Genomic DNA, 19195 nt, shown 5'->3' on the forward strand with positions numbered 1-19195 from the left:
ACACCTTCGAGAGCCGCAATATCGGCTCTGTTAAGGGCGTTATCCCGGCCCGAGATGTGAAGCGCCTGGTGGTTTTCACCGGTCTCGACAATCACATCACCGGTCTCATCGGTCTGCAGCATATAGGCATTGCCTGTACCCCAGCCTTCGGGCTGCGGGCTTTCGCGGACATTCAGCAACTGGGTCACGGTTTTGCTGCTGCCATCGGCCAGGGTGGCCTCATAGGTAAAGTCCAGCGCACCTGAATAGGCGGTACCGGTCAGAACCAGGGCCAGGGTGTTATCAGGATTGACGGTCACATTGCCGACGTCTGGTCCTTCGACGATCCGCAAAGAGACAATCTCAGATCCGTCTGTCACAGGGTTGAGCGTTTCCACACGGCCCTCGACCACGGTAACGGTGTCTCCGTTCCCGTTGATCCCCAGCGAATAGCCTGTCTCCGGTCCGTCCCCGTCGGTGGCAGCCGGGGTGGGCGCAGGTTGCGGGGCAGGGGCCGGCGCGGGTGCAGGTGCAGGTGCAGGTGCAGGTGCGGGATCCGGCTCTGAGACAAGAACCGGTTCAGGTTCCGGGGCTGGCGCGGGCGCGGGCGCGGGCTGCGGTGCCGGGTCAGGGGCCACGACCACAACGTCACTGTTCGGGCCACCGGACGGTGCCTGAGGCTCTGCCGGGGCGGGGTCCGGTGTGGAGGCTTCCACAATAACGGGTTCCGGCTCAGGTGCCGGAGTGGGTGCAGGCGCGGGATCGGGCTCTGCGGTTACTGGTGCGGCGTTGGGGCCGCTCTCTTCTGCCTGTGGCTGTTCGGTGACTACGGGATGTGTTTTTGCGGTCTGTTTGTCCGCCGGCTTGTTGCCGGGGGGAACATATACGATTTCCTCTTCGTCATCATCTCCGCCTGAAGCCATACCGGCCACGGCGACGCCTCCCATCAGAAGCCCCATCAGAGCGCCGAACATCAGCAGACCTCGTGCATGGAACAGCCGGCGGCGATCGGCCTGCCTGCGTGGGAAACGGAACATTTTTTACCCTTCGGCGCATTAAACTCTGCTGTGAACATACAGCACGCCGTTACTCTTTGAACAACGATCGTCAACATTGTGATATCTGTCATTTCATTCTTCCATCCGGCGCCGGGCAGCTGTTGCCGGCGGGTGTGAGCAGTGCTGCGTATTCAGACCGCCAGACTTTGTTCAATTTGTGAAAAATTGAGGCAATATTAGCTGCCCTGCCCACATAAATAATGCGTCACAGAAGGGAATTAAGGTTTTCGTCATCACACGTAAAAGTGGCACTTTTACGCTGATCAGGGACGATTCATGAGCGGCATTATGCCCAGGGTTGTGCGCGCTGGCCCTGCGACGGGCATATTTTCGCCATATTTCAGTGGCCTGGCGGTTCTGCGCGTGCAACACACGTCTGCGCCTGCGTAACCGAAATTCCCGGAAAAGACACAATGTGGCTCAGTCGCGGGCGTAGACATCCTCGTAGCGGATGATGTCATCCTCTCCCAGATAGCTGCCCGTCTGGACCTCGATCAGCACCATGGGAACCTTGCCCGGATTCTCCATCCGGTGTTTCGCCCCGAGCGGGATATAGACCGACTGGTTCTCACTCACTAGCTGTTCGCTCTCGCCGATGGTCACCTTTGCGGTGCCCTCTACCACAATCCAGTGTTCGGCACGGTGGTGATGGCTCTGCAGTGACAGGGCGGCTCCGGGATGCACCACGATGCGCTTGACCTGAAAACGCTCGCCGATCACCAGGCTCTCAAACCAGCCCCAGGGGCGGTGATCTTTGGGAAATGCCTCGGCTTGGAGCGCATTTTTTGCCCTGAGCGCGCTGACAGCCTGTTTCACCTCCTGGGCGCGGGATTTATCCGCAACCAGCACCGCATCAGGCATCGCCACAGCGATGATGTTGTCCAGTCCGATGCCCACAATCGCCTGCTCTGCCGCCTCGCTGCGCAACAGCGTGTCCTGACAGTCGATCGCTGTGGCGGGCCCGCCCAGCGAAACCCCCTGTGCATCCGGGCCCATCTCGCGCCAGACAGCATCCCAGCCGCCCAGATCAGACCAGCCGCCCTGATAGGGCACCACCATGAGGTTGCCGGCTTTCTCCATCACCGCATAATCGATCGAGATGTCATCGGCCTGGCCCCAGGGGCCGGGGGCGAGCCGCAGAAAACCCAGATCGGGCTGTGCTTCGCTGACCGCGCGGGTGACCGGATCGACCAGGGCGGGGGCATGATCGCCAAAGGCGCGGACGATGGCCGCCGCCGAAAACAGGAAAATGCCCGCATTCCACAGATAATGCCCCTCTGACAGCATGCTGCGTGCCGTCTCCGGGTCGGGTTTTTCGACAAACCGGCGCAGCGGCACCGGATCGGCAGAGCTGGCAGAGCCGTCAAGCTCCAGATAGCCGTACCCGGTTTCCGGCCGGTCGGGCGTGATGCCAAAGGTGACCAGCTGCCCGTCGCGCGCGGCAGGGCAGGCCCGCCCGATGGCGGCACGAAAGCCTTCGGCATCCGGGATAACATGGTCGGATGCCGCGACCAGCATCAGCGCTTCGGGATCCTTTTGCGCCAGATGCAGGGCGGCAGCCAGAACGGCGGGGGCGGTGTTGCGCCCCTCGGGCTCAATCAGAATGGAGGCAGGGTCCATGCCGACGGCTGCCAGCTGTTCGGTCACGATAAAGCGGAAATCAGAATTGGTGACGATGACAGGGCTGGCAAAGGCCGGGCCTGACAGACGCTCGGCCGAGGCCTGAAAGAGGCTTTTTTCGCCGATCAGAGACGAAAACTGCTTGGGATAGCTCTTGCGCGACAGCGGCCAGAGCCGGGATCCGGAGCCACCGGCCAGAAGAACGGGGTAGATAAGGGAAGCATGGGACATCGATTGGTTCCTTAGAGGTGCAGGAGCGTGAGGGTATGTACCCGTGCGCAGATATCAGCAACAAACATAAAGATCGTCGTCGGTAGTTTGATCAGTCTCTAAAAGCAAACTTTTGGGACAGAATAAACGTAAATAGCGGCGTGATCATGATCATGGGGAAAACAGCATAGACCGGTCGGAGTTGTAGTATATTCGAAATCAAGAACACAAAAAGGGCGTTCAGGGTGAGGCCCGCCAGGGCAACAATCAGAAATCGGATCAAAGGACCGCGTATGTTCAGGTTTTTGCGCGCTCTCATCTTGGCCCCAAATGTCCATAGAAAGTGCCCAGCAAAAGACAGTGCAAAAGCACAACTGAAAGCCAGAAGGTTCGCTATAGCAGGATGTGTAGCTGAGAGTTCCACGAGCGTTGAGTAAACCGAGGCATGAGCGACCGTTGCTGCGAGGCCGACTGCACCAAAACGCAGCAGTTGAAAAAGACTTGCGCGCAGTGTCAATTACTCCAGAATATTTCCAAACTTCGAATGGTTGCTCCTCAGACTGCTCAGGAACGCCATACTAGATCATAATGAAATCATGCCTCTATCAAATCTTCAAGCAGAGAAACTCTGAAATAGTCCCAGAAAATTGGACAGTTGGCTAAAGTGTATAGAGTTTCTCAATCTAAAATACATTTTTTGACTGATGAAGGAAAGTGTATTTCATGCCAAAAACGAGGAGCCCGTACCCAACGGAATTCAAGGAACAATTGGTTGTGTTGGCGCGAGCCGGTGCAGGAAACATGCTAGTGGCTGTGATCATGCTGATCTTTGGTATGATAGCGGCGGGACTCCTCAAAACGGCCCTGAAGGAAGCGAATAGCACCCAGCCATTATGGCCACGCGAAGCTGATTTGCAGTAAGCCGCACGGTCTGGCGCGAAAAGCTCTCTGGAACTTGAGCCTATTGTCCCGCAGCCTAAGATGTTTTCTGGTGGGACCTTAGCTCCGACCCGGACTATTGGCAAAACCAGTGCCTTGCTGCCTATTCGGGAGTTGCATCAGTTGTCGTACCACGCCCATAAGGTCAGGAATTTTGGGGCAGAAGGATAGGGTTCAATGTGCAGAAGGTTCTGATCACCGGTACCGCAGGGTTCATCGGGTTTCATCTGGCCCGGCGTCTGCTGGCCGATGGCTGTGTGGTGCACGGCTATGATGCACTCAATGATTACTATGACGTGCGCCTCAAGGAGGCCCGCCACGCGCTGCTGAAAAAGCACAACGGGTTTTCCTGTACGAAAGGACTGCTGGAAGACCAGCAGGCGCTGGACGGGGCCGCGGATGATTTTGCCCCCGACGTCATTGTGCATCTCGCAGGGCAGGCGGGGGTGCGCTACAGCCTTGAGAACCCGCGCGCCTATCTTGATGCCAATGTGATCGGCACCTTCAACGTGATGGAGGCCGCCCGGCGTCTGAAGGTCCGCCATCTGCTGATGGCCTCGACCTCCTCTGCCTATGGCGCCAACACCGAAATGCCTTTTACAGAGACGGATAAGGCCGATCACCAGCTGACGATCTATGCGGCGACGAAAAAGGCCTCAGAGAACATGGGGCACGTCTATGCGCATCTGCACAGCCTGCCGGTGACCATGTTCCGGTTCTTTACGGTCTACGGGCCCTGGAGCCGTCCGGACATGGTACCCTACAAGTTCGCCGACCTGATCCGCGCCGGCAAACCCATCGATATCTACAACAACGGTGACATGGTCCGGGACTTTACCTTTGTGGAGGACCTGGTCGAAGGGATCGTGCGTCTGACAGGCACACTGCCGCCGCTGCCCGGGGCAGGGGGCGATCCGGTGCCTGGTGATACACTCAGCCCGGTCGCCCCCTTCCGGGTGGTCAATATCGGCAATGGCAGCAAAGTGCGGCTGATGGATTTCATCGACGAGATGGAGGCACGTCTGGGCGTGACGGCGGTGCGCAACTACCTGCCCATGCAGCCCGGCGATGTGCCCGCCACCTGGGCCAGCTCTGATCTGCTGGAAGCGCTGACGGGTCCGATGCCCAAAACAGACTACAAAGACGGGATTGCCGCCTTTGTGGACTGGTACCGCGACTACTACGCGCTCTGAGCCGGAAAGCCCTGTAACAGAGCCTGTTATTCTGTGCCGAAACCTGCACGGCCAACGGCGGTGTAGGCGGTAAAACCTGCTTCTCTGACGGTATCGGGCGCATAGATATTGCGCAGATCCGCCATCGCAGGCGTGGCCATGTCACCGGCCATCCGCGCCAGATCGAGCGCGCGGAATTCATTCCATTCAGTCAGCAGCACCACCGCATCCGCACCCTTTGCGGCCGCATAGGGGTCATCCTCCCAGGTGACACCGGGCAGCAGCGCTTTGCCTTCACGCGCGCCCTGCGGGTCGACCACGCGCACCTTTGCCCCATTGCCCACCAGCGCCGGGACAATGGTCAGGCTGGGTGCATCGCGCATGTCGTCGGTGTTGGGTTTAAAAGTCACCCCCAGCACGGCGATGGTCCTGCCGTTGACCGACCCGCCGCAGAGATCAAAAACCTTCTCTGTCATGCGGCGTTTGACCTCTGCATTGACCTTGATAACAGTCTCTGTGAGCTGCATGGGCATCCCGTGCTCCTGCCCGATGCGCGCCAGTGCAGAGGTGTCTTTGGGAAAACAGCTGCCGCCATAGCCGGGGCCTGCGTGCAGGAACTTGTTGCCGATACGACCGTCCATGCCCATGCCTTTGGAGACCATTTTGACGTCCGCGCCGGTGCGCTCGCAGAGTGCGGCGATCTCGTTGATGAAGGTGATCTTGGTCGCCAGAAAGGCGTTGGCGGCGTATTTGATCATCTCGGCGCTTTCCAGCCCGGTGGTCATGATCGGAAAATCGCGCAGATACAGCGGGCGGTAGATGGCCTGCATCACCTCTGCGGCGCGCCCGGATTCGACACCTACAACAATCCGGTCAGGCCGCATGAAATCGTCAATCGCGGCCCCCTCCCGCAGAAACTCGGGGTTGGAGGCCACGTCAAAATCCGCATCCGGCCGGGTCCGGGCGATGACCTCTGCCACCTGGCGGTTCGTGCCCACAGGCACGGTGGATTTCGTCACCACCACCGCATAGCCGGTCAGCGCGCCGGCGATCTCGGCGGCGGCATCCATCACATAGGTCAGATCCGCATGGCCATCCCCGCGGCGTGTCGGCGTGCCCACGGCGATAAAGACGGCCTCTGCCCCGTCCACAGCTGCCGCCAGATCGCCGGTGAACGAGAGCCGGCCCGCCGTCACATTGCGCGCCATCAGATCCTCGAGCCCCGGCTCATAAATCGGCACCTCGCCTGCGGTCAGCTTTTCCAGCTTGGCAGGATCCTTGTCGACACAGACCACCTCGTGGCCGAAATCCGAAAAACAGACCCCCGACACAAGGCCCACATAACCGGTCCCAATCATTGCAATCTTCACGCGGATCTCTCCTGTCTGAGCCTCTGGGCAGGTGATGCGGGAAGGCCCCCGGCCTGTCAACCGCCTGGCCCTCCTGCGGGGGGGGCGCGGTTTTGGGGTGACAGTCCGCAGGGGCATTGGTAATTGAACGGGGGGGTACAGGTATGCTGGAACGGTATCGTGCAGATTGAAAAGACAAAACTTGAGGGTGTATTCCTCCTGACCCCGAAACGCTTTGGCGATTCCCGCGGATTTTTCGCTGAGAGCTGGAGCCGGCGTGCCATGGCAGAGGCGGGGCTGGATGTTGACTGGGTCCAGGACAACCACTCGCTGTCCGCACAGACGGGCACCGTGCGCGGTCTGCACTTTCAGTCGCCGCCCCATGCACAGGCCAAACTGGTGCGCTGCGGGCAGGGGGCCCTTTTCGATGTGGTGGTCGATATCCGGCGCGGCTCGCCCACCTATGGCCAGTGGACCGGCGCAGAGCTGAGTGCCGGGAACGGCCGCCAGCTGCTGGTACCCGAGGGGTTCCTGCACGGCTTTGCCACGCGGGTGCCGGACACCGAGATCATCTACAAATGCTCGGACTATTATGCGCCGGAATGTGATGGTGCAGTGCACTTTGACAGTGCGGCGCTTGGCATCGATTGGGGACTGGATGGTCTTGAACCCGTCCTGTCGGAAAAAGATGCACAAGCTGTTGATTTTAAAGAGTTTGAAAGCCCGTTTAGCTTTAAAGGATAATCGTATGAAACTGCTGGTAACAGGGGGTGCGGGGTTTATCGGCTCCGCCGTAGTGCGGCTTGCGGTGGCCCGCGGGCATGCGGTTGTGAACCTTGATGCGCTGACCTATGCGGCCTGTCCTGATAACGTGGCCTCTGTGGCCGACAGCCCACTCTATGCCTTTGAGCAGGCCGATATCCGCGACCGGTCAGCGCTTGACCGGATCCTTGCCGCCCACAGGCCCGATGCGGTGATGCATCTGGCGGCAGAATCCCATGTGGATCGGTCCATCGACGGGCCGGGCGATTTCATCGAGACCAATATCACCGGCACCTATCAGATGCTGGAGGCCGCGCGCAGTTACTGGACAGCGCAGGGCAGGCCGGAAAGTTTCCGCTTTCATCATATCTCGACCGATGAGGTCTTCGGCTCGCTGGGAGAGACCGGCCAGTTCACCGAAAGTACGCCCTATGATCCGCGCTCGCCCTATTCGGCCTCCAAAGCGGCAAGCGATCACCTGGTGCGCGCCTGGGCAGAGACCTACGGGCTGCCGGTGGTGCTGACCAACTGCTCGAACAATTACGGCCCCTTCCATTTCCCCGAAAAGCTGATCCCGGTGGTCATTCTCAATGCGCTGGCGGGCAAGGATATCCCGGTCTATGGCGCGGGCGAGAATGTGCGCGACTGGCTTTATGTCGAGGACCACGCCGATGCGCTGCTGACCGTTCTGGAAAAAGGGCAGGTGGGGCGCAGCTATAATATCGGCGGCGAGAACGAAGCGAAAAACATCGATATCGTGCGTATGATCTGCCGCATTCTCGAAGAGAAACGCCCTAAAAACAGTCCCTACGAGGACCAGATCACCTTTGTGACGGACCGTCCGGGCCATGACATGCGCTATGCGATCGATCCCAGCCGCATCGCCGGAGAGCTGGGCTGGCGGCCCTCGGTCACGCTGGAAGAGGGGCTGGAAAAAACCGTCCAGTGGTATCTCGACAATGAGGACTGGTGGCGTGCCCTGCAGGACCGCCAGGGCGTGGGTGACCGTCTGGGCGTGAAGACATGAAGGTTCTGGTCTTTGGCAAAACCGGGCAGGTGGCCACGGAACTGGCGCGCTTTGACGGGGTGAGCTGTCTGGGGCGCGATCAGGCGGATCTGACAGACCCCGGTGCCTGCGAGGCGGTGATTGCAGACACGGATGCAGATGCGGTGATCAATGCCGCCGCCTATACGGCCGTGGACAAGGCCGAGGATGACCGCGACACAGCGATGATCGTGAATGCGATGGCGCCGACGGCGATGGCAGCTGCTGCTGCGGCGCGGGGTCTGCCCTTTGTGCATATCTCGACCGATTATGTTTTTGACGGCACGGGCGACCAGCCCTGGCAGCCCGGGGATGCGACCGGCCCGCTGGGGGTTTACGGCGCCAGCAAACTGGGAGGCGAGCGCGGCGTGGCCGGGGCAGGGGGCATTCATGCGATCCTGCGTACTTCCTGGGTCTTTTCGGCCCATGGTGCGAATTTTGTGAAAACCATGCTGCGGCTGGGGGCAGAGCGCGACAGCTTAAGCATCGTGGCCGATCAGGTGGGCGGGCCGACGCCTGCGCGCGACATCGCCGCCGCCGCGATGCAGATGGCCGGGGCGCTGCGGGGCGATAAGGAACTCTTTGGGACCTATCATTTCGCAGGAGAGCCGGCGGTCAGCTGGGCGGATTTCGCGCGGGAGATTTTCGCGCAGGCAGGGCTCGGGGTCACGGTCACGGATATCCCGACCGCGGACTATCCCACACCCGCGGCGCGCCCGCTCAATTCCCGGCTGGACTGTTCTGCGACGACCCGGGCCTTTGGCCTTGCTGCCCCTGACTGGCGGGTTGGTCTGGCAGATGTGATTTCCGAGCTGAACAGAGCCTGACAAAGGAGTTTTCCCATGCAACGCAAAGGTATCATCCTGGCCGGCGGGTCCGGCACACGGCTCTATCCGATCACGCTGGGGGTCTCCAAACAGCTGCTGCCGATCTATGACAAGCCGATGATCTATTACCCGCTGTCAGTGCTGATGCTGGCAGGGATCCGCGAGATTGCGATGATCACCACGCCCGAGGATCAGCATCAGTTTCAGCGCATGCTGGGGGACGGATCGCAGTGGGGTGTCAGCCTGACGTATATCGAACAGCCCTCGCCCGACGGGCTGGCCCAGGCATTTATTCTGGCCGAGGACTTTCTGGCGGGCGCACCCTCGGCACTGGTGCTGGGGGACAATATCTTTTTCGGTCAGGGTCTGCCCGATCTCATGGCCGAGGCCGATGCGCGCGGCACCGGTGCCACGGTGTTCGGCTATCAGGTGGCCGACCCCGAACGCTATGGTGTGGTGGATTTCGAGGACGACGGCACCGTGCGTGGGATCATCGAAAAACCGAAGGTGCCGCCCTCGAACCATGCGGTTACGGGGCTCTATTTTGTTGATGGCACAGCCCCGGCAAAGGCCCGCACCGTGAAACCGTCTGCCCGCGGCGAGGTAGAGATCACCACGCTGCTGGAGATGTACCTGGCCGAGGGCAGCCTGAAGGTACAGCGCATGGGGCGGGGCTATGCCTGGCTCGACACCGGCACCCACGGCAGTCTGCTGGATGCGGGCAACTTTGTGCGCACCATCGAAAAGCGCCAGGGCCAGCAGATCGGCAGCCCCGAGGAGATCGCGTTTGAGCTGGGCTGGATCAGCCGCGAGGACCTGGCCCGCGAGGCGAAGAAATACGCCAAGAACGACTATGGCGCCTATCTCAGCCGGCTCTGACCGCCGGTTTATTATCCACTCCTTGGAGCAAACCCACCGACTTCCAGTCGGTTTCGCTTTAGCGTGAAATAAAGATCCTGTGTAGATACCCTCTGAAAATGAGCCTTCGACCCCGGCCGTAGCTCATTTTCAGAGGGTATCTACATGCAATATTCCACTGGCAGCCTCTGGTCTTTTACCACCGTTACCACATCGTCTGGTTGACCAAGTGCTGCTACGAGGTGCTACAGGGCGACATCCGCTTGCGTGTCCGTGGCACCTATCGTCAGGTTCGCCGCAAAAAAGGCGTCGGCATTATTAAGGGTGTGTTATCGGCTGACCACGTACACATGTTCGTATCGGTCCCGCCGAAGCTAGCGGTGAGCGACCTCGTGAGGTTGATGAAAGGGTGATCCTCCTACTGAGCTACTCCCCATTTATTGGACAGTTTCTGGCGTAACTTAAGCTATTCTCTGCTCCTGCTGATCGGGGTTGGTTGTAGAACTCCATCAGTAACGCGTGCATTCCGGCGGGCACACCCGTTGCCACAAGGCCGATTGCACCGAAACGAAGCAACTGGAAAAACTTGCATGCAAAAGCGATTGCTCCAATATGCGCTAAAACTCACGGCTTCAGACGATATAGATTTCAGGAAAAATTGTAATGACGACTGAGCAAAACACGCTGCACGCGGTGCAGCAAGCCGAAAAAAGCCGAGACGCGCCGAGAGTGTCGCTCGTGGTGCCGTGCTACAATGAAGAGGACAGCCTGTCGCATTTTTTCGATGTGGTGGTGCCCATTCTGGAGGAGGTATCGTATGGGTTCGAGATTGTGTGCGTCGACGATGGCAGCGTGGACGACACGCTTCCGCGACTGATCGCGCTGCGGGAGAACCACCCGCAGCTACGGGTGGTATCTCTGTCGCGCAATTTCGGTAAGGAAGCTGCGCTCTCTGCAGGACTCGAAGTGACCCGGGGCGATGCCGTGATCCCCATAGATGTAGATCTTCAGGACCCCCCCGAACTTATCCGCGACTTCGTGCAGCGCTGGCGCAATGGCGCTGATGTGGTGGTAGGAGTGCGCGCCGATCGCAGCTCTGATAGCGCCGCCAAACGTTTGTTCGCTGTAAATTTCTACCGCGTGTTTAACGCGATGAGTGAGCTTCCCATTCCCAGCCGAGCTGGCGACTACCGGCTAATGGACAGAAGGGTGGTCGAACAGATCAAGAAGATGCCTGAGCGCCAGCGTTTTACGAAAGGAATCTTCCACTGGGTCGGGTTCCGGCAAGAATATGTTGAATTCACCCGGGCTCCGCGCCACAGCGGCAGCGGCAAGTGGGGATCGTGGAAGCTGTGGAACTTCGCGCTCGACGGAATATTTTCCTTCTCCACCGCACCGCTCAGGATCTGGACCTATGTCGGGGGCGCGATGGCACTGATTGCGTTTCTCTACGCGGTCTATCTGGTGGTCCGCACGCTGATCTTCGGCATCGACGTTCCGGGCTATGCCTCAGTTGCAGCGTTGCTTCTTATTTCCATAGCTCTCAACCTGATTAGCGTGGGGCTTCTAGGCGAATACGTCGGACGCATCTACATGGAGGTCAAGGGCCGTCCACTTTACATAGTGGCGCTGGATACAGGCAATCCCGAAGAAAATCGCGACGCCGCGATACTTATTAGGACATAGACATGAACTTCTTTCCATATGTCGCCCACAGGTTGGTACGAGTCTGCTTGAATGCAACGGTTTGGGGGCTGATCTTCTCGGTTCTGGCACTTTCTGCGGTATATCACTCTCTCGCGTTGCCAGTAGCTGATGACTTTTGTAGGGCTGGGCTTCAACTGGAGCCTGGTGGCTGGATCGACTTCGTCCGGGAGAAATATCTCACCTGGACTGGCAGATGGTTCGCCATGGCCATCTATGGGTTGGCCTTTCCGCGTATCGACATGGTCTCTTGGCAGTATCCCTTGTTAGTGGTTCTTTCCCCATTAATGTGGATGGCATCGGTATCTCTCGCGCTGAAGATGATCTGGCCTCATCGGCTGGGGCTCGCCGAGAACTGGAGCGTCGTCGCTCTGGCAACAGCAGTCTATTGGTGCATGATGCCCTCTCAAGGCCAGACATGGTACTGGCTTACAGGAATGGTAGAATACCATTTGCCGCAACTTCTGGCGGTAATAGCGTTGTACTTGGCAGCCACTGGCGCGATATGGAGATCCGCTCCGGCAGCGCTGCTGGCACTTGTGGTGCCCGCCCTTAACGAATTGATCGCACTATTTCTGATAGGGACTCTAATAATGGTGATTTTCGGAGCTTTGGTCCAGCAGCGAAAGCAGATCGTGTTGCGGCTTCTGCCCGTAATAACTCTGGCAGTCATCGGCCTCATCGTCGTTCTTCAGGCTCCGGGCAACGATATTCGACTGGCCCAAGATTTCCCTGATGCCCATACCTTAATGGGCACGTTGTGGGGTTTTACCAAGGACCCTGAACAGTCGCCGGTGGGTTGGCTGTCAAACACTGCTCCCTGGGCTGTTGGGTTATTGGTGCTTGCTCGTTTCGGGTACACTGCCCCTCAGGGATCATGGCAGTCTGAAAAATGCGGCGCTCCTGGACTGCCAGTCTCTTTACTGACTGCGGCAGTAGTGGCGGGCCTGCTGGCGGTATTTTTGGGCCGCTTCGTGATGGCATACGGCACTGGTGCGCCCATGACGGGGCGTGTCAACGACACCTTGTTTTCCGCGTTTGTGCTTGGCGGCTTCGTGGTTCTTTCGGCCGTTGCCGCGCAAGGTGGGGGTGCGTGGCTTCGAACCTCGCCCCAGAGCACCGGTGTTATGGCAGCTGCGGTGTTTGCAATGGTTTTTGGTGTTTTTGAAGCCCAAAACACAAAGGCTGCTCTGAAGGATGTCGGCCGTACCGGGTCAGAATGGCATCCTTCGGTCACCAATCGCGCCGCGCAGCTTGCAAAGATTCAGAATGGGTCGGATCCAGCAGTGGTGCGACTGGCTCCAATCGATTGGCATCCAAACGCCTTCTTCTGGAGAGAACTCTCGGAAGATCCAAGCCACTGGCGCAATCGCTGTATTGCGGATTATTTCGGTGTCGCCTCGGTTCAGGTGGAAAAGCACTAAAGCATTCCGCCCAAAACCTGAACAGAGCTAACCTAATTTGGTGGACTCAATGGGAAGCAGGTCAGGTCCGGTCAACGAGCTAGTTACATTGCGACTTAATGAGATCTGAGGTAAGCGAGGCGAAATTATCTAGATGATTTACGGAACCTATGCAGTACAGGCGTGAAATTGATGGGCTACGAGCAGTCGCAGTCCTACCAGTTATACTACATCATGCTGGATTGAAGGTGTTCAGCGGAGGATATGTAGGGGTTGATGTCTTCTTCGTTATCAGTGGTTTTCTAATAACAAGCATCTTGATTAGCGATCTTGAACAAGGCAAATTCTCGATAGCACGGTTTTACGAACGTCGTGCTCGTAGAATTTTGCCAGCATTGTTTGTTGTAATGTTCGCATGCATACCCTTCGCATACATGTGGATGTTTCCAGCTCAACTAAAAGACTTCTCTCAAAGCATTGTTGCAACTGTGTTTTTTGGATCGAACATATTGTTCTGGAGAGAGGCTGGATACTTTGCCCCAGCAGCTGAGCTAAAACCACTACTCCATACATGGAGCTTGGCGGTAGAAGAGCAATACTACCTGCTGTTTCCGCTTTTCTTATTTGGGTTTTGGCGATTTGGTCGGCGCAGTGTGTTTGGGGCCATTATCGTCATCGCCGCCTTTAGCTTGATACTGGCAGAATGGGGCTGGAGGAATGCTCCAAGTGCCAACTATTACCTAGCTCCAACACGAGCGTGGGAACTACTGTCTGGATCAATGTGCGCATTTCTAACGGTAGGTAAATCACTGAAGCCGAGTAATGTATTAAGCATATTTGGATTGGCTCTCATTCTTTTTGCAGTCTTTTCTTATGACGCAAATACGCCATTCCCAAGCATTTATGCGCTGACACCAGTAACAGGCACTTCACTGATCATTATTTTTGCAGCTAAAGAAACTTGGGTTGCGCGTATTTTGTCTTTGCGCGCGTTTGTAGGAATCGGACTAATTTCATATAGCGCCTATCTGTGGCACCAGCCACTTTTTGCCTTTGCACGCATCTATAGTATTACCGAGCCAAGTTTTGTGTTGATGACAATGCTTGCCTTTGCATCTTTGCTGCTAGCCTGGGCAACATGGTCTTGGGTTGAGCAACCGTTCAGAAAGGGAGCCAATTCAATTCTCACTACGCAAGCTAGCGTTTTCACTTTAGGTGCTTTGATAGGCTCACTGATCGTGGCACTTGGACTGGTTGGGCATATCCAGGACGGCTTTAAAGGGCGCTTAAATCAAAAAACATTGGCTGCCCTTCAAGCTCCTAACGGAGATACGAGTGGCTGCCATAACGGTCTAGAAGCAAGCGAAATAGCGCAAGGCAAAATATGCAAAATCGGATTCTATGAACACGCACCTTCAGTAGCAATTGTGGGCGACAGCCACGCCTCAAGATTGACTGATGCCTTATCATATGAATTTCAAAAATTAGAAATTTCGGCAGTCACCTACAATGGTAGTTGGTGTGCTCCTCTCATAAATTTTGCAACAGATGCTCCAGGCAAAAATGGCTGCTTAGATGAAATCAATGCAGCCTTTTCTCAAATATTGTCTTCGCCCAACATCACAACTGTTATTCTACACGCGCAATGGGCTAACTATACGCTTGGAATGCGCTGGCCAGAAACCACGCCTGTTGAATATATCTTTAATGAAGACGGCAACCTTAATTTTTCATTTTTGGAACGCTCTAACAATACAAAATTCTTTAAGATGGCTCTGAATTATACCGTACAACAGCTTTTGGCGCAAAACAAAAAAATTATATTAGTTTTACCGGTTCCTGAACATAAACATGACGTCGTTAATACAGTTGCGAAATCACATCAAATTGGAAGGAATCCCAATATATTTTCCCTGTCTGAAGCCGATTATAAAATTCGAACACTTAACGTAAAGCAAGTCTTACTACGCGTCGCTGAGCAGACGGAAATACTTACGGTCGATCCGTTTGAAATTATGTGTGCTAACGGTTACTGCCCAATAGCCAACGATGGAGGGCTACCCTTATATGAAGACGGAAACCACTTGAACTACATAGGTTCGTTGCCTATTGCCAAGGAGATTGCAAAGTCGATTAATTTTTGAAGATTATTTCATTTTTTACGGCCTTCTAGAGAAGCGTTAAACAGCGCATCACACTGTTGCGAAATACTTTCGTGATCTGATATACTTTTCCATAATCGTGCACTGGGGATACGCAGTCTAATGCTGGTGCCCGAACGGTCCAATGAACGCTAGAGCCTGGACTTTGTGAGCGATAGTTGAACCGCGACTCCTATTGCCTTTGAGGGTAGGGTGATCGGCCCATTTCCTCCATCATCTTTTCACGGAACACCTCGGCGGGCTTTTTCCGTCCGAGACATTTGCGGGGTGTATTGTTGAGGCGATCACTGATCATCTTCATATCGTGATCAGTGAGTGCCGTGATGTCTCGCTTGCGGGGCAACCATCTTTGGGCGCGGCGATTGGCATTCTCGACGGCACCTTTCTGCTAGGGTGAAGAGGGGTCGCAGAACCAAGTTTGCGTTCCGATCTCAGCCTGAAGATGCGGCCAACTGACAAACTCAGTGCCTCGGTCAACCAGCGAGGTGACATTCGTCTGGCCAAGCTTCTGTTCGAACAGCATCAAATCCGCGTCCCAATGCCCAAACTGGCGGCGGTGTGCCATATTGTCCGGGCGGAACAGGATGCTGACATCACGGTCAAATTTTGGAGGCAGACGCTTTTTGGCGCGGCGTGGGCGCGGTGTTCCGGCAGGTACCACCGCAGCTCCTGCGCCATGCCTTCCTTGGAATAGATGTAGCGGTAGATTGTCTCCTGACACACACGCAGCTTTGCACCTTCATGGATCATCCGATTGCCAATCTGTTCAGGGGTCCATCCCTCCTTGATCCGTTCAACCACCTGCTTGCACAGATCAGGATGCCGGATCAGTTTGCGTTGCGTGGATCGCCGTTGCGACGTGCGCTGGTGTGCGGCCATTCCGAATTATCCGGCGTATTTCTTGGGCAAAGAGTCATCCGCCCAGAAGTTGTGTTTGATCTCCCGGAAGATAGTGGACTTGTGACGTTTCAGAACCCGCGCCATCTCGACGACAGGGACCTTTGCCAGCCACCAGTCTTCAATTCTGCGGCGTTCTTGTAAGCTCAGTTGCGTGTAAACCGTTCCCATGGGATACCCTCCTATTAGATAAAACATTGTTTTCTAATAGGATTCCTACTTCAAAGTGGCGCGCATCTGGCTACATATAATGTTGCAACCAAGTAGAAATGTCCCTCGTTCTGCAAAGTAGAAATGTCCCACTTGGGCGGTGAGGGGAGCAAAGCCTGACAGGGCGGAGACCTCAGATATCGCAGCCCTGGCTGGCTTTGCGGTCTGCGATACACTTGCGATCTGCCAGTGAATTCCAGCCGTCATTGCGGCGTCCATTGGGCTTGTATCTGGAGCTTTGTTTGCCGGCGTGACGCTTCTTCGGTGGAGCCTTGTCCTGCTCCGCCTTGGAGTGCTCTAGCACGGCGCCAAGACGCTTGTTCTCGGTGTTCGTAACTAGGGAAACGCCGTCAGACCAGAACCGAAGAAACCTGGCAACGGGAGAGACGTCTATAGATAGGTATAAACGGCTCTCATGTCGATTCCTCTCGTCAGATAACATTTTGTTTTCTAACAAGAGTCGCAGTTGGAGGTAGCGCGCGCCAAGCTAACCAAACCGATGCGATAATGTATCTTACGGGAAGTTATCTCATCTGATATAGCTGCCGCGATTGTTTGTTCTAAGGTATCTATTTTGCAGTCCAGCGCCGTATTATATAACATCAATACTTTACGATATCTTGCGACCTTTCTGCTAGTGTCTTATCACGTCATTGGCCTAGGTGAGGGGGCTGGGATGGAAGTTGGCTATCCATCCGTCTGGCGGTTTTTTGCAGATGCGTTGATCGATGTGCGTATGCCGCTTTTCGCTTTTATTGCTGGCGTTGTATATGCGCTCAGACCTCTGGTACTGGCGGACGCTTTTAGATTTTTCATTGGCAAGTTTCACCGCATTTTTGTGCCCGGTGTCGTCGCATCCGTTTTCTTTTGGCTCGTCTGCAACCTGATTTTCTCAAGTGGGTTTGCTTATGGCGCGAATCCCGTAGCCACTGTCCTTCTCTCCACAGGCCATTTCTGGTTCCTGCAAGCAATTTTGCTGATTTTTCTCATCGTAGGGGTACTGGATGCAGCCCTTAAATACCGTTTTACCACATTCTTGTTCTTGGGCGCTCTGGCTCTGACCCTTGTCTGGAAGTTGTTGCCCATTCCAGATGTCAGATATCTGAAAATCAATAGCGCGGTTTATCTGGCACCCTACTTCTTGCTCGGCCTGCTGTTGTTTCGGTATCATGAGGCGATTATGGCACGGCAACGTATCATTATTGTGGTGGCTACTTGCCTGTTTTGCTTGGGGGTTTTGCTGAATATTGGTGTTTATCAAGAAACAGGCCAGCTTTCCCGGAATCGGTTTGACCTTCAAAGTCTTGCTCTGGGGATCGGGATAATTCTCCTGACACAATTTATGTTTCCTAAGATTGGTTTGTTTGACCGTCTAGCAGCCTATTCCTTCACTATTTATCTGTATCATCCCGTTGGTACAGGCGCGGTCCGCCGAGTGATTGAAGTTCTGGACATCAACAGCACCGCGCTGCATTTTACCATCGGGGTCACTGCTGGGTTCGTCCTACCTTGCTTGATACATACCATGGCTGACCGCTTTGACTGGAGCCGCAGGATGCTGCTGGGTCTGCGCCCAAAAAATGCGGCGCTGCTCACCTAGGAAAGACAATTCGAGGCGACAGCGGAGCTATATAGCCTGAGCATATACTTCATAATGATAAAATACGCTGTGGGTTCCATTCCGATTGCATCGGTCTGCGGGGCTAGCTGACCTCCAAAAGTAGGTTAGGCGTAAGGCTCAGAAAAGGCTTGCAAAGTAAGTCAGCATTGTGTTGCAACCAAGTGGAAATGTCCCTCGGTTTGTAAAGTTAAGGTGTCCCGCTTTAGCGCTGAGGGGAGAAAAGCTTGACGGGGCGGAGACCTCAGATATCGCAGCCCTGGCTGGCTGGTTTTGCGGTCTGCGATGCGTTTGCGATCGGCCAGTGAATTCCAGCCGTCATTGCGGCGGCCATTGGGCTTGTAACGTGAGCGTTGCTTGCCTGCGCGCTGTTTCTTCGGCGGGGCCTTGTTCTGTTCCTCTTTGATGAACTCGAGGACGGCACCAAGATTCATGTTCTCGGTGATCGCGGCGTGAGTGACCCGCTGGTTCTTGTCGAAGACGGAGTAGGGGAGCGCGACACCCTTCCAGCGGAACTCGAGCCGGCCGTCGGGGAACTCGAAGCTGTCGACATATTTGCCGTGCAGGCGCGCTTGATCTCATTCTCTCTGAGGATGATCTGTTGGCGGTCGTAGGAGAAGGCCAGTTGGCAGTCGACATAGCGCTCGTCGCGCCAGCACAGCACATCCGCTAGCCGATCCGGCTCGGTATGAGGGGCTGGTGCAGGTTGTCCGGGCGGTGCGGAGGCTTGGCGAACTTCTCGTTGTAGCGATCCATGAAAGCCGGAAAGAACGCATTGGCCGCGTCCATGTCCGAGATGCCCGCCAGACGCAGTTCCTTCACCAGCCGATCCTGCAGCGTTCGACGCGGCCTTTGGCTTGAGAGCTGTTGGCGCAGATGATCTCGATGTTCAACGCGTTCAGAGCAAGGCTAAACTGGGTCATCCTATGGCCTGACTTGGCGGCCTGGTTCGGGATGCGGAACACGGCGTGTTTGTCTGAGTAGAACGCCACAGGGCGTCCATGTTCATGCAGATAAGCCTCCAGCGCGCCGAAGGAGCTGAATGTGCTCTCGGATTTGACGAACGCAAGGTGCATCAGCGTACTGGTCGCGTCATCGATGAAGACGAGCAGGGCGCAGGATGGCCCGCGATCCGAGAACCGGCGATGATCCGAGCCGTCGATCTGGATCAGTTCGCCGTAGCATTCCCAGCGCAAGCGTTGCTGGTGGAACGTGCGGCGCTGCTTGCGCCGCTGCAGGTTGTTGGGCGTTGGTGGTGCGAACGCCGCGGCGCCTCAACTCTCCGTAAGTATACAATTGACATCGGGGTATATTATTGTATGGTTGGTTCAGTCTTTTTGGAAGGTGGCAGGAAATAGGGGGTCTTTCTTCGCATGTCTCGC

The 19195-nt window shown here is 56.1% G+C and carries 15 protein-coding genes and 2 pseudogenes; 10 read left to right on the forward strand and 7 right to left on the reverse strand.

Translation table 11 applies throughout. The features are described 5' to 3' along the window. The 3 genes and pseudogenes from Q1A34_RS21340 to Q1A34_RS21350 form a co-directional block, all read right to left on the reverse strand. Window positions 1–1016: pseudogene (locus tag Q1A34_RS21340) on the reverse strand (hypothetical protein); the annotation flags it as partial. Between the two features lie 441 nt (window positions 1017–1457). Then, complete coding sequence (locus tag Q1A34_RS21345) at window positions 1458–2888, reverse strand: mannose-1-phosphate guanylyltransferase/mannose-6-phosphate isomerase (RefSeq protein ID WP_300039426.1); 1431 nt, start codon at window positions 2886–2888, stop codon at window positions 1458–1460. A 91-nt stretch (window positions 2889–2979) separates the two neighbouring features. Continuing rightward, on the reverse strand, window positions 2980–3384 hold the full coding sequence (locus tag Q1A34_RS21350; protein WP_300039428.1) for a GtrA family protein: 405 nt from the start codon (window positions 3382–3384) through the stop codon (window positions 2980–2982). Window positions 3385–3985: 601 nt separating this feature from the next. On the opposite strand from Q1A34_RS21350, the gene Q1A34_RS21355 reads away from it, so the two are divergent. Beyond that, complete coding sequence (locus tag Q1A34_RS21355) at window positions 3986–4999, forward strand: NAD-dependent epimerase/dehydratase family protein (RefSeq protein ID WP_300039430.1); 1014 nt, start codon at window positions 3986–3988, stop codon at window positions 4997–4999. Window positions 5000–5025: 26 nt separating this feature from the next. On the opposite strand, the gene Q1A34_RS21360 is transcribed toward Q1A34_RS21355, so the two are convergent. After that, window positions 5026–6348 carry a UDP-glucose/GDP-mannose dehydrogenase family protein gene (locus Q1A34_RS21360; RefSeq protein WP_300039432.1) on the reverse strand — a complete coding sequence of 441 codons (1323 nt, stop codon included), beginning with the start codon at window positions 6346–6348 and terminating at the stop codon, window positions 5026–5028. A gap of 159 nt (window positions 6349–6507) precedes the next feature. On the opposite strand from Q1A34_RS21360, the gene rfbC reads away from it, so the two are divergent. From rfbC to Q1A34_RS21400, 8 genes are all read left to right on the forward strand, one after another. Then, entirely contained in the window at window positions 6508–7071 is a 564-nt protein-coding gene (rfbC, locus tag Q1A34_RS21365; protein WP_300039435.1) for a dTDP-4-dehydrorhamnose 3,5-epimerase, read from the forward strand. Window positions 7072–7075: 4 nt separating this feature from the next. Further along, entirely contained in the window at window positions 7076–8116 is a 1041-nt protein-coding gene (gene rfbB / locus Q1A34_RS21370; RefSeq protein ID WP_300039437.1) for a dTDP-glucose 4,6-dehydratase, read from the forward strand. Next, window positions 8113–8961, forward strand: coding sequence for a dTDP-4-dehydrorhamnose reductase (rfbD, locus tag Q1A34_RS21375; protein ID WP_300039439.1), 849 nt, complete (start codon window positions 8113–8115; stop codon window positions 8959–8961). Before rfbB ends, rfbD begins: the two co-directional genes overlap by 4 nt. Before the next feature lie 15 nt (window positions 8962–8976). Continuing rightward, window positions 8977–9840, forward strand: a complete 864-nt coding sequence (rfbA, locus tag Q1A34_RS21380) for a glucose-1-phosphate thymidylyltransferase RfbA (protein WP_300039441.1) — start codon at window positions 8977–8979, stop codon at window positions 9838–9840. A 221-nt stretch (window positions 9841–10061) separates the two neighbouring features. Beyond that, window positions 10062–10232 (forward strand): transposase, encoded by a 171-nt coding sequence (locus Q1A34_RS21385; RefSeq protein WP_300039443.1) that lies wholly within the window; start codon window positions 10062–10064, stop codon window positions 10230–10232. Window positions 10233–10482: 250 nt separating this feature from the next. Next, window positions 10483–11505: a glycosyltransferase family 2 protein gene (locus tag Q1A34_RS21390; RefSeq protein WP_300039445.1), complete on the forward strand. Its 1023-nt coding sequence runs from the start codon at window positions 10483–10485 to the stop codon at window positions 11503–11505. A gap of 2 nt (window positions 11506–11507) precedes the next feature. Continuing rightward, window positions 11508–12947, forward strand: coding sequence for a DUF6056 family protein (locus Q1A34_RS21395; RefSeq protein WP_300039447.1), 1440 nt, complete (start codon window positions 11508–11510; stop codon window positions 12945–12947). 149 nt (window positions 12948–13096) lie between these two features. Beyond that, window positions 13097–15070 (forward strand): acyltransferase family protein, encoded by a 1974-nt coding sequence (locus Q1A34_RS21400; RefSeq protein ID WP_300039449.1) that lies wholly within the window; start codon window positions 13097–13099, stop codon window positions 15068–15070. 540 nt (window positions 15071–15610) lie between these two features. On the opposite strand, the gene Q1A34_RS21405 is transcribed toward Q1A34_RS21400, so the two are convergent. Further along, entirely contained in the window at window positions 15611–15967 is a 357-nt protein-coding gene (locus Q1A34_RS21405; RefSeq protein WP_300039451.1) for a transposase, read from the reverse strand. Between the two features lie 6 nt (window positions 15968–15973). After that, a complete protein-coding gene (locus Q1A34_RS21410) occupies window positions 15974–16156 on the reverse strand; it encodes a helix-turn-helix domain-containing protein (RefSeq protein WP_300039453.1) in 183 nt (60 codons plus the stop codon). A 613-nt stretch (window positions 16157–16769) separates the two neighbouring features. On the opposite strand from Q1A34_RS21410, the gene Q1A34_RS21415 reads away from it, so the two are divergent. Then, complete coding sequence (locus Q1A34_RS21415; protein ID WP_300039455.1) at window positions 16770–17795, forward strand: acyltransferase; 1026 nt, start codon at window positions 16770–16772, stop codon at window positions 17793–17795. 404 nt (window positions 17796–18199) lie between these two features. On the opposite strand, the pseudogene Q1A34_RS21420 reads toward Q1A34_RS21415, so the two are convergent. Beyond that, window positions 18200–19039 (reverse strand): annotated as a pseudogene (locus tag Q1A34_RS21420) (ISNCY family transposase); the annotation flags it as partial. Between the last annotated feature and the right edge of the window lie 156 nt (window positions 19040–19195).

The sequence above is a fragment of the uncultured Roseobacter sp. genome, from assembly GCF_947491795.1.
Taxonomy (GTDB): domain Bacteria; phylum Pseudomonadota; class Alphaproteobacteria; order Rhodobacterales; family Rhodobacteraceae; genus Roseobacter.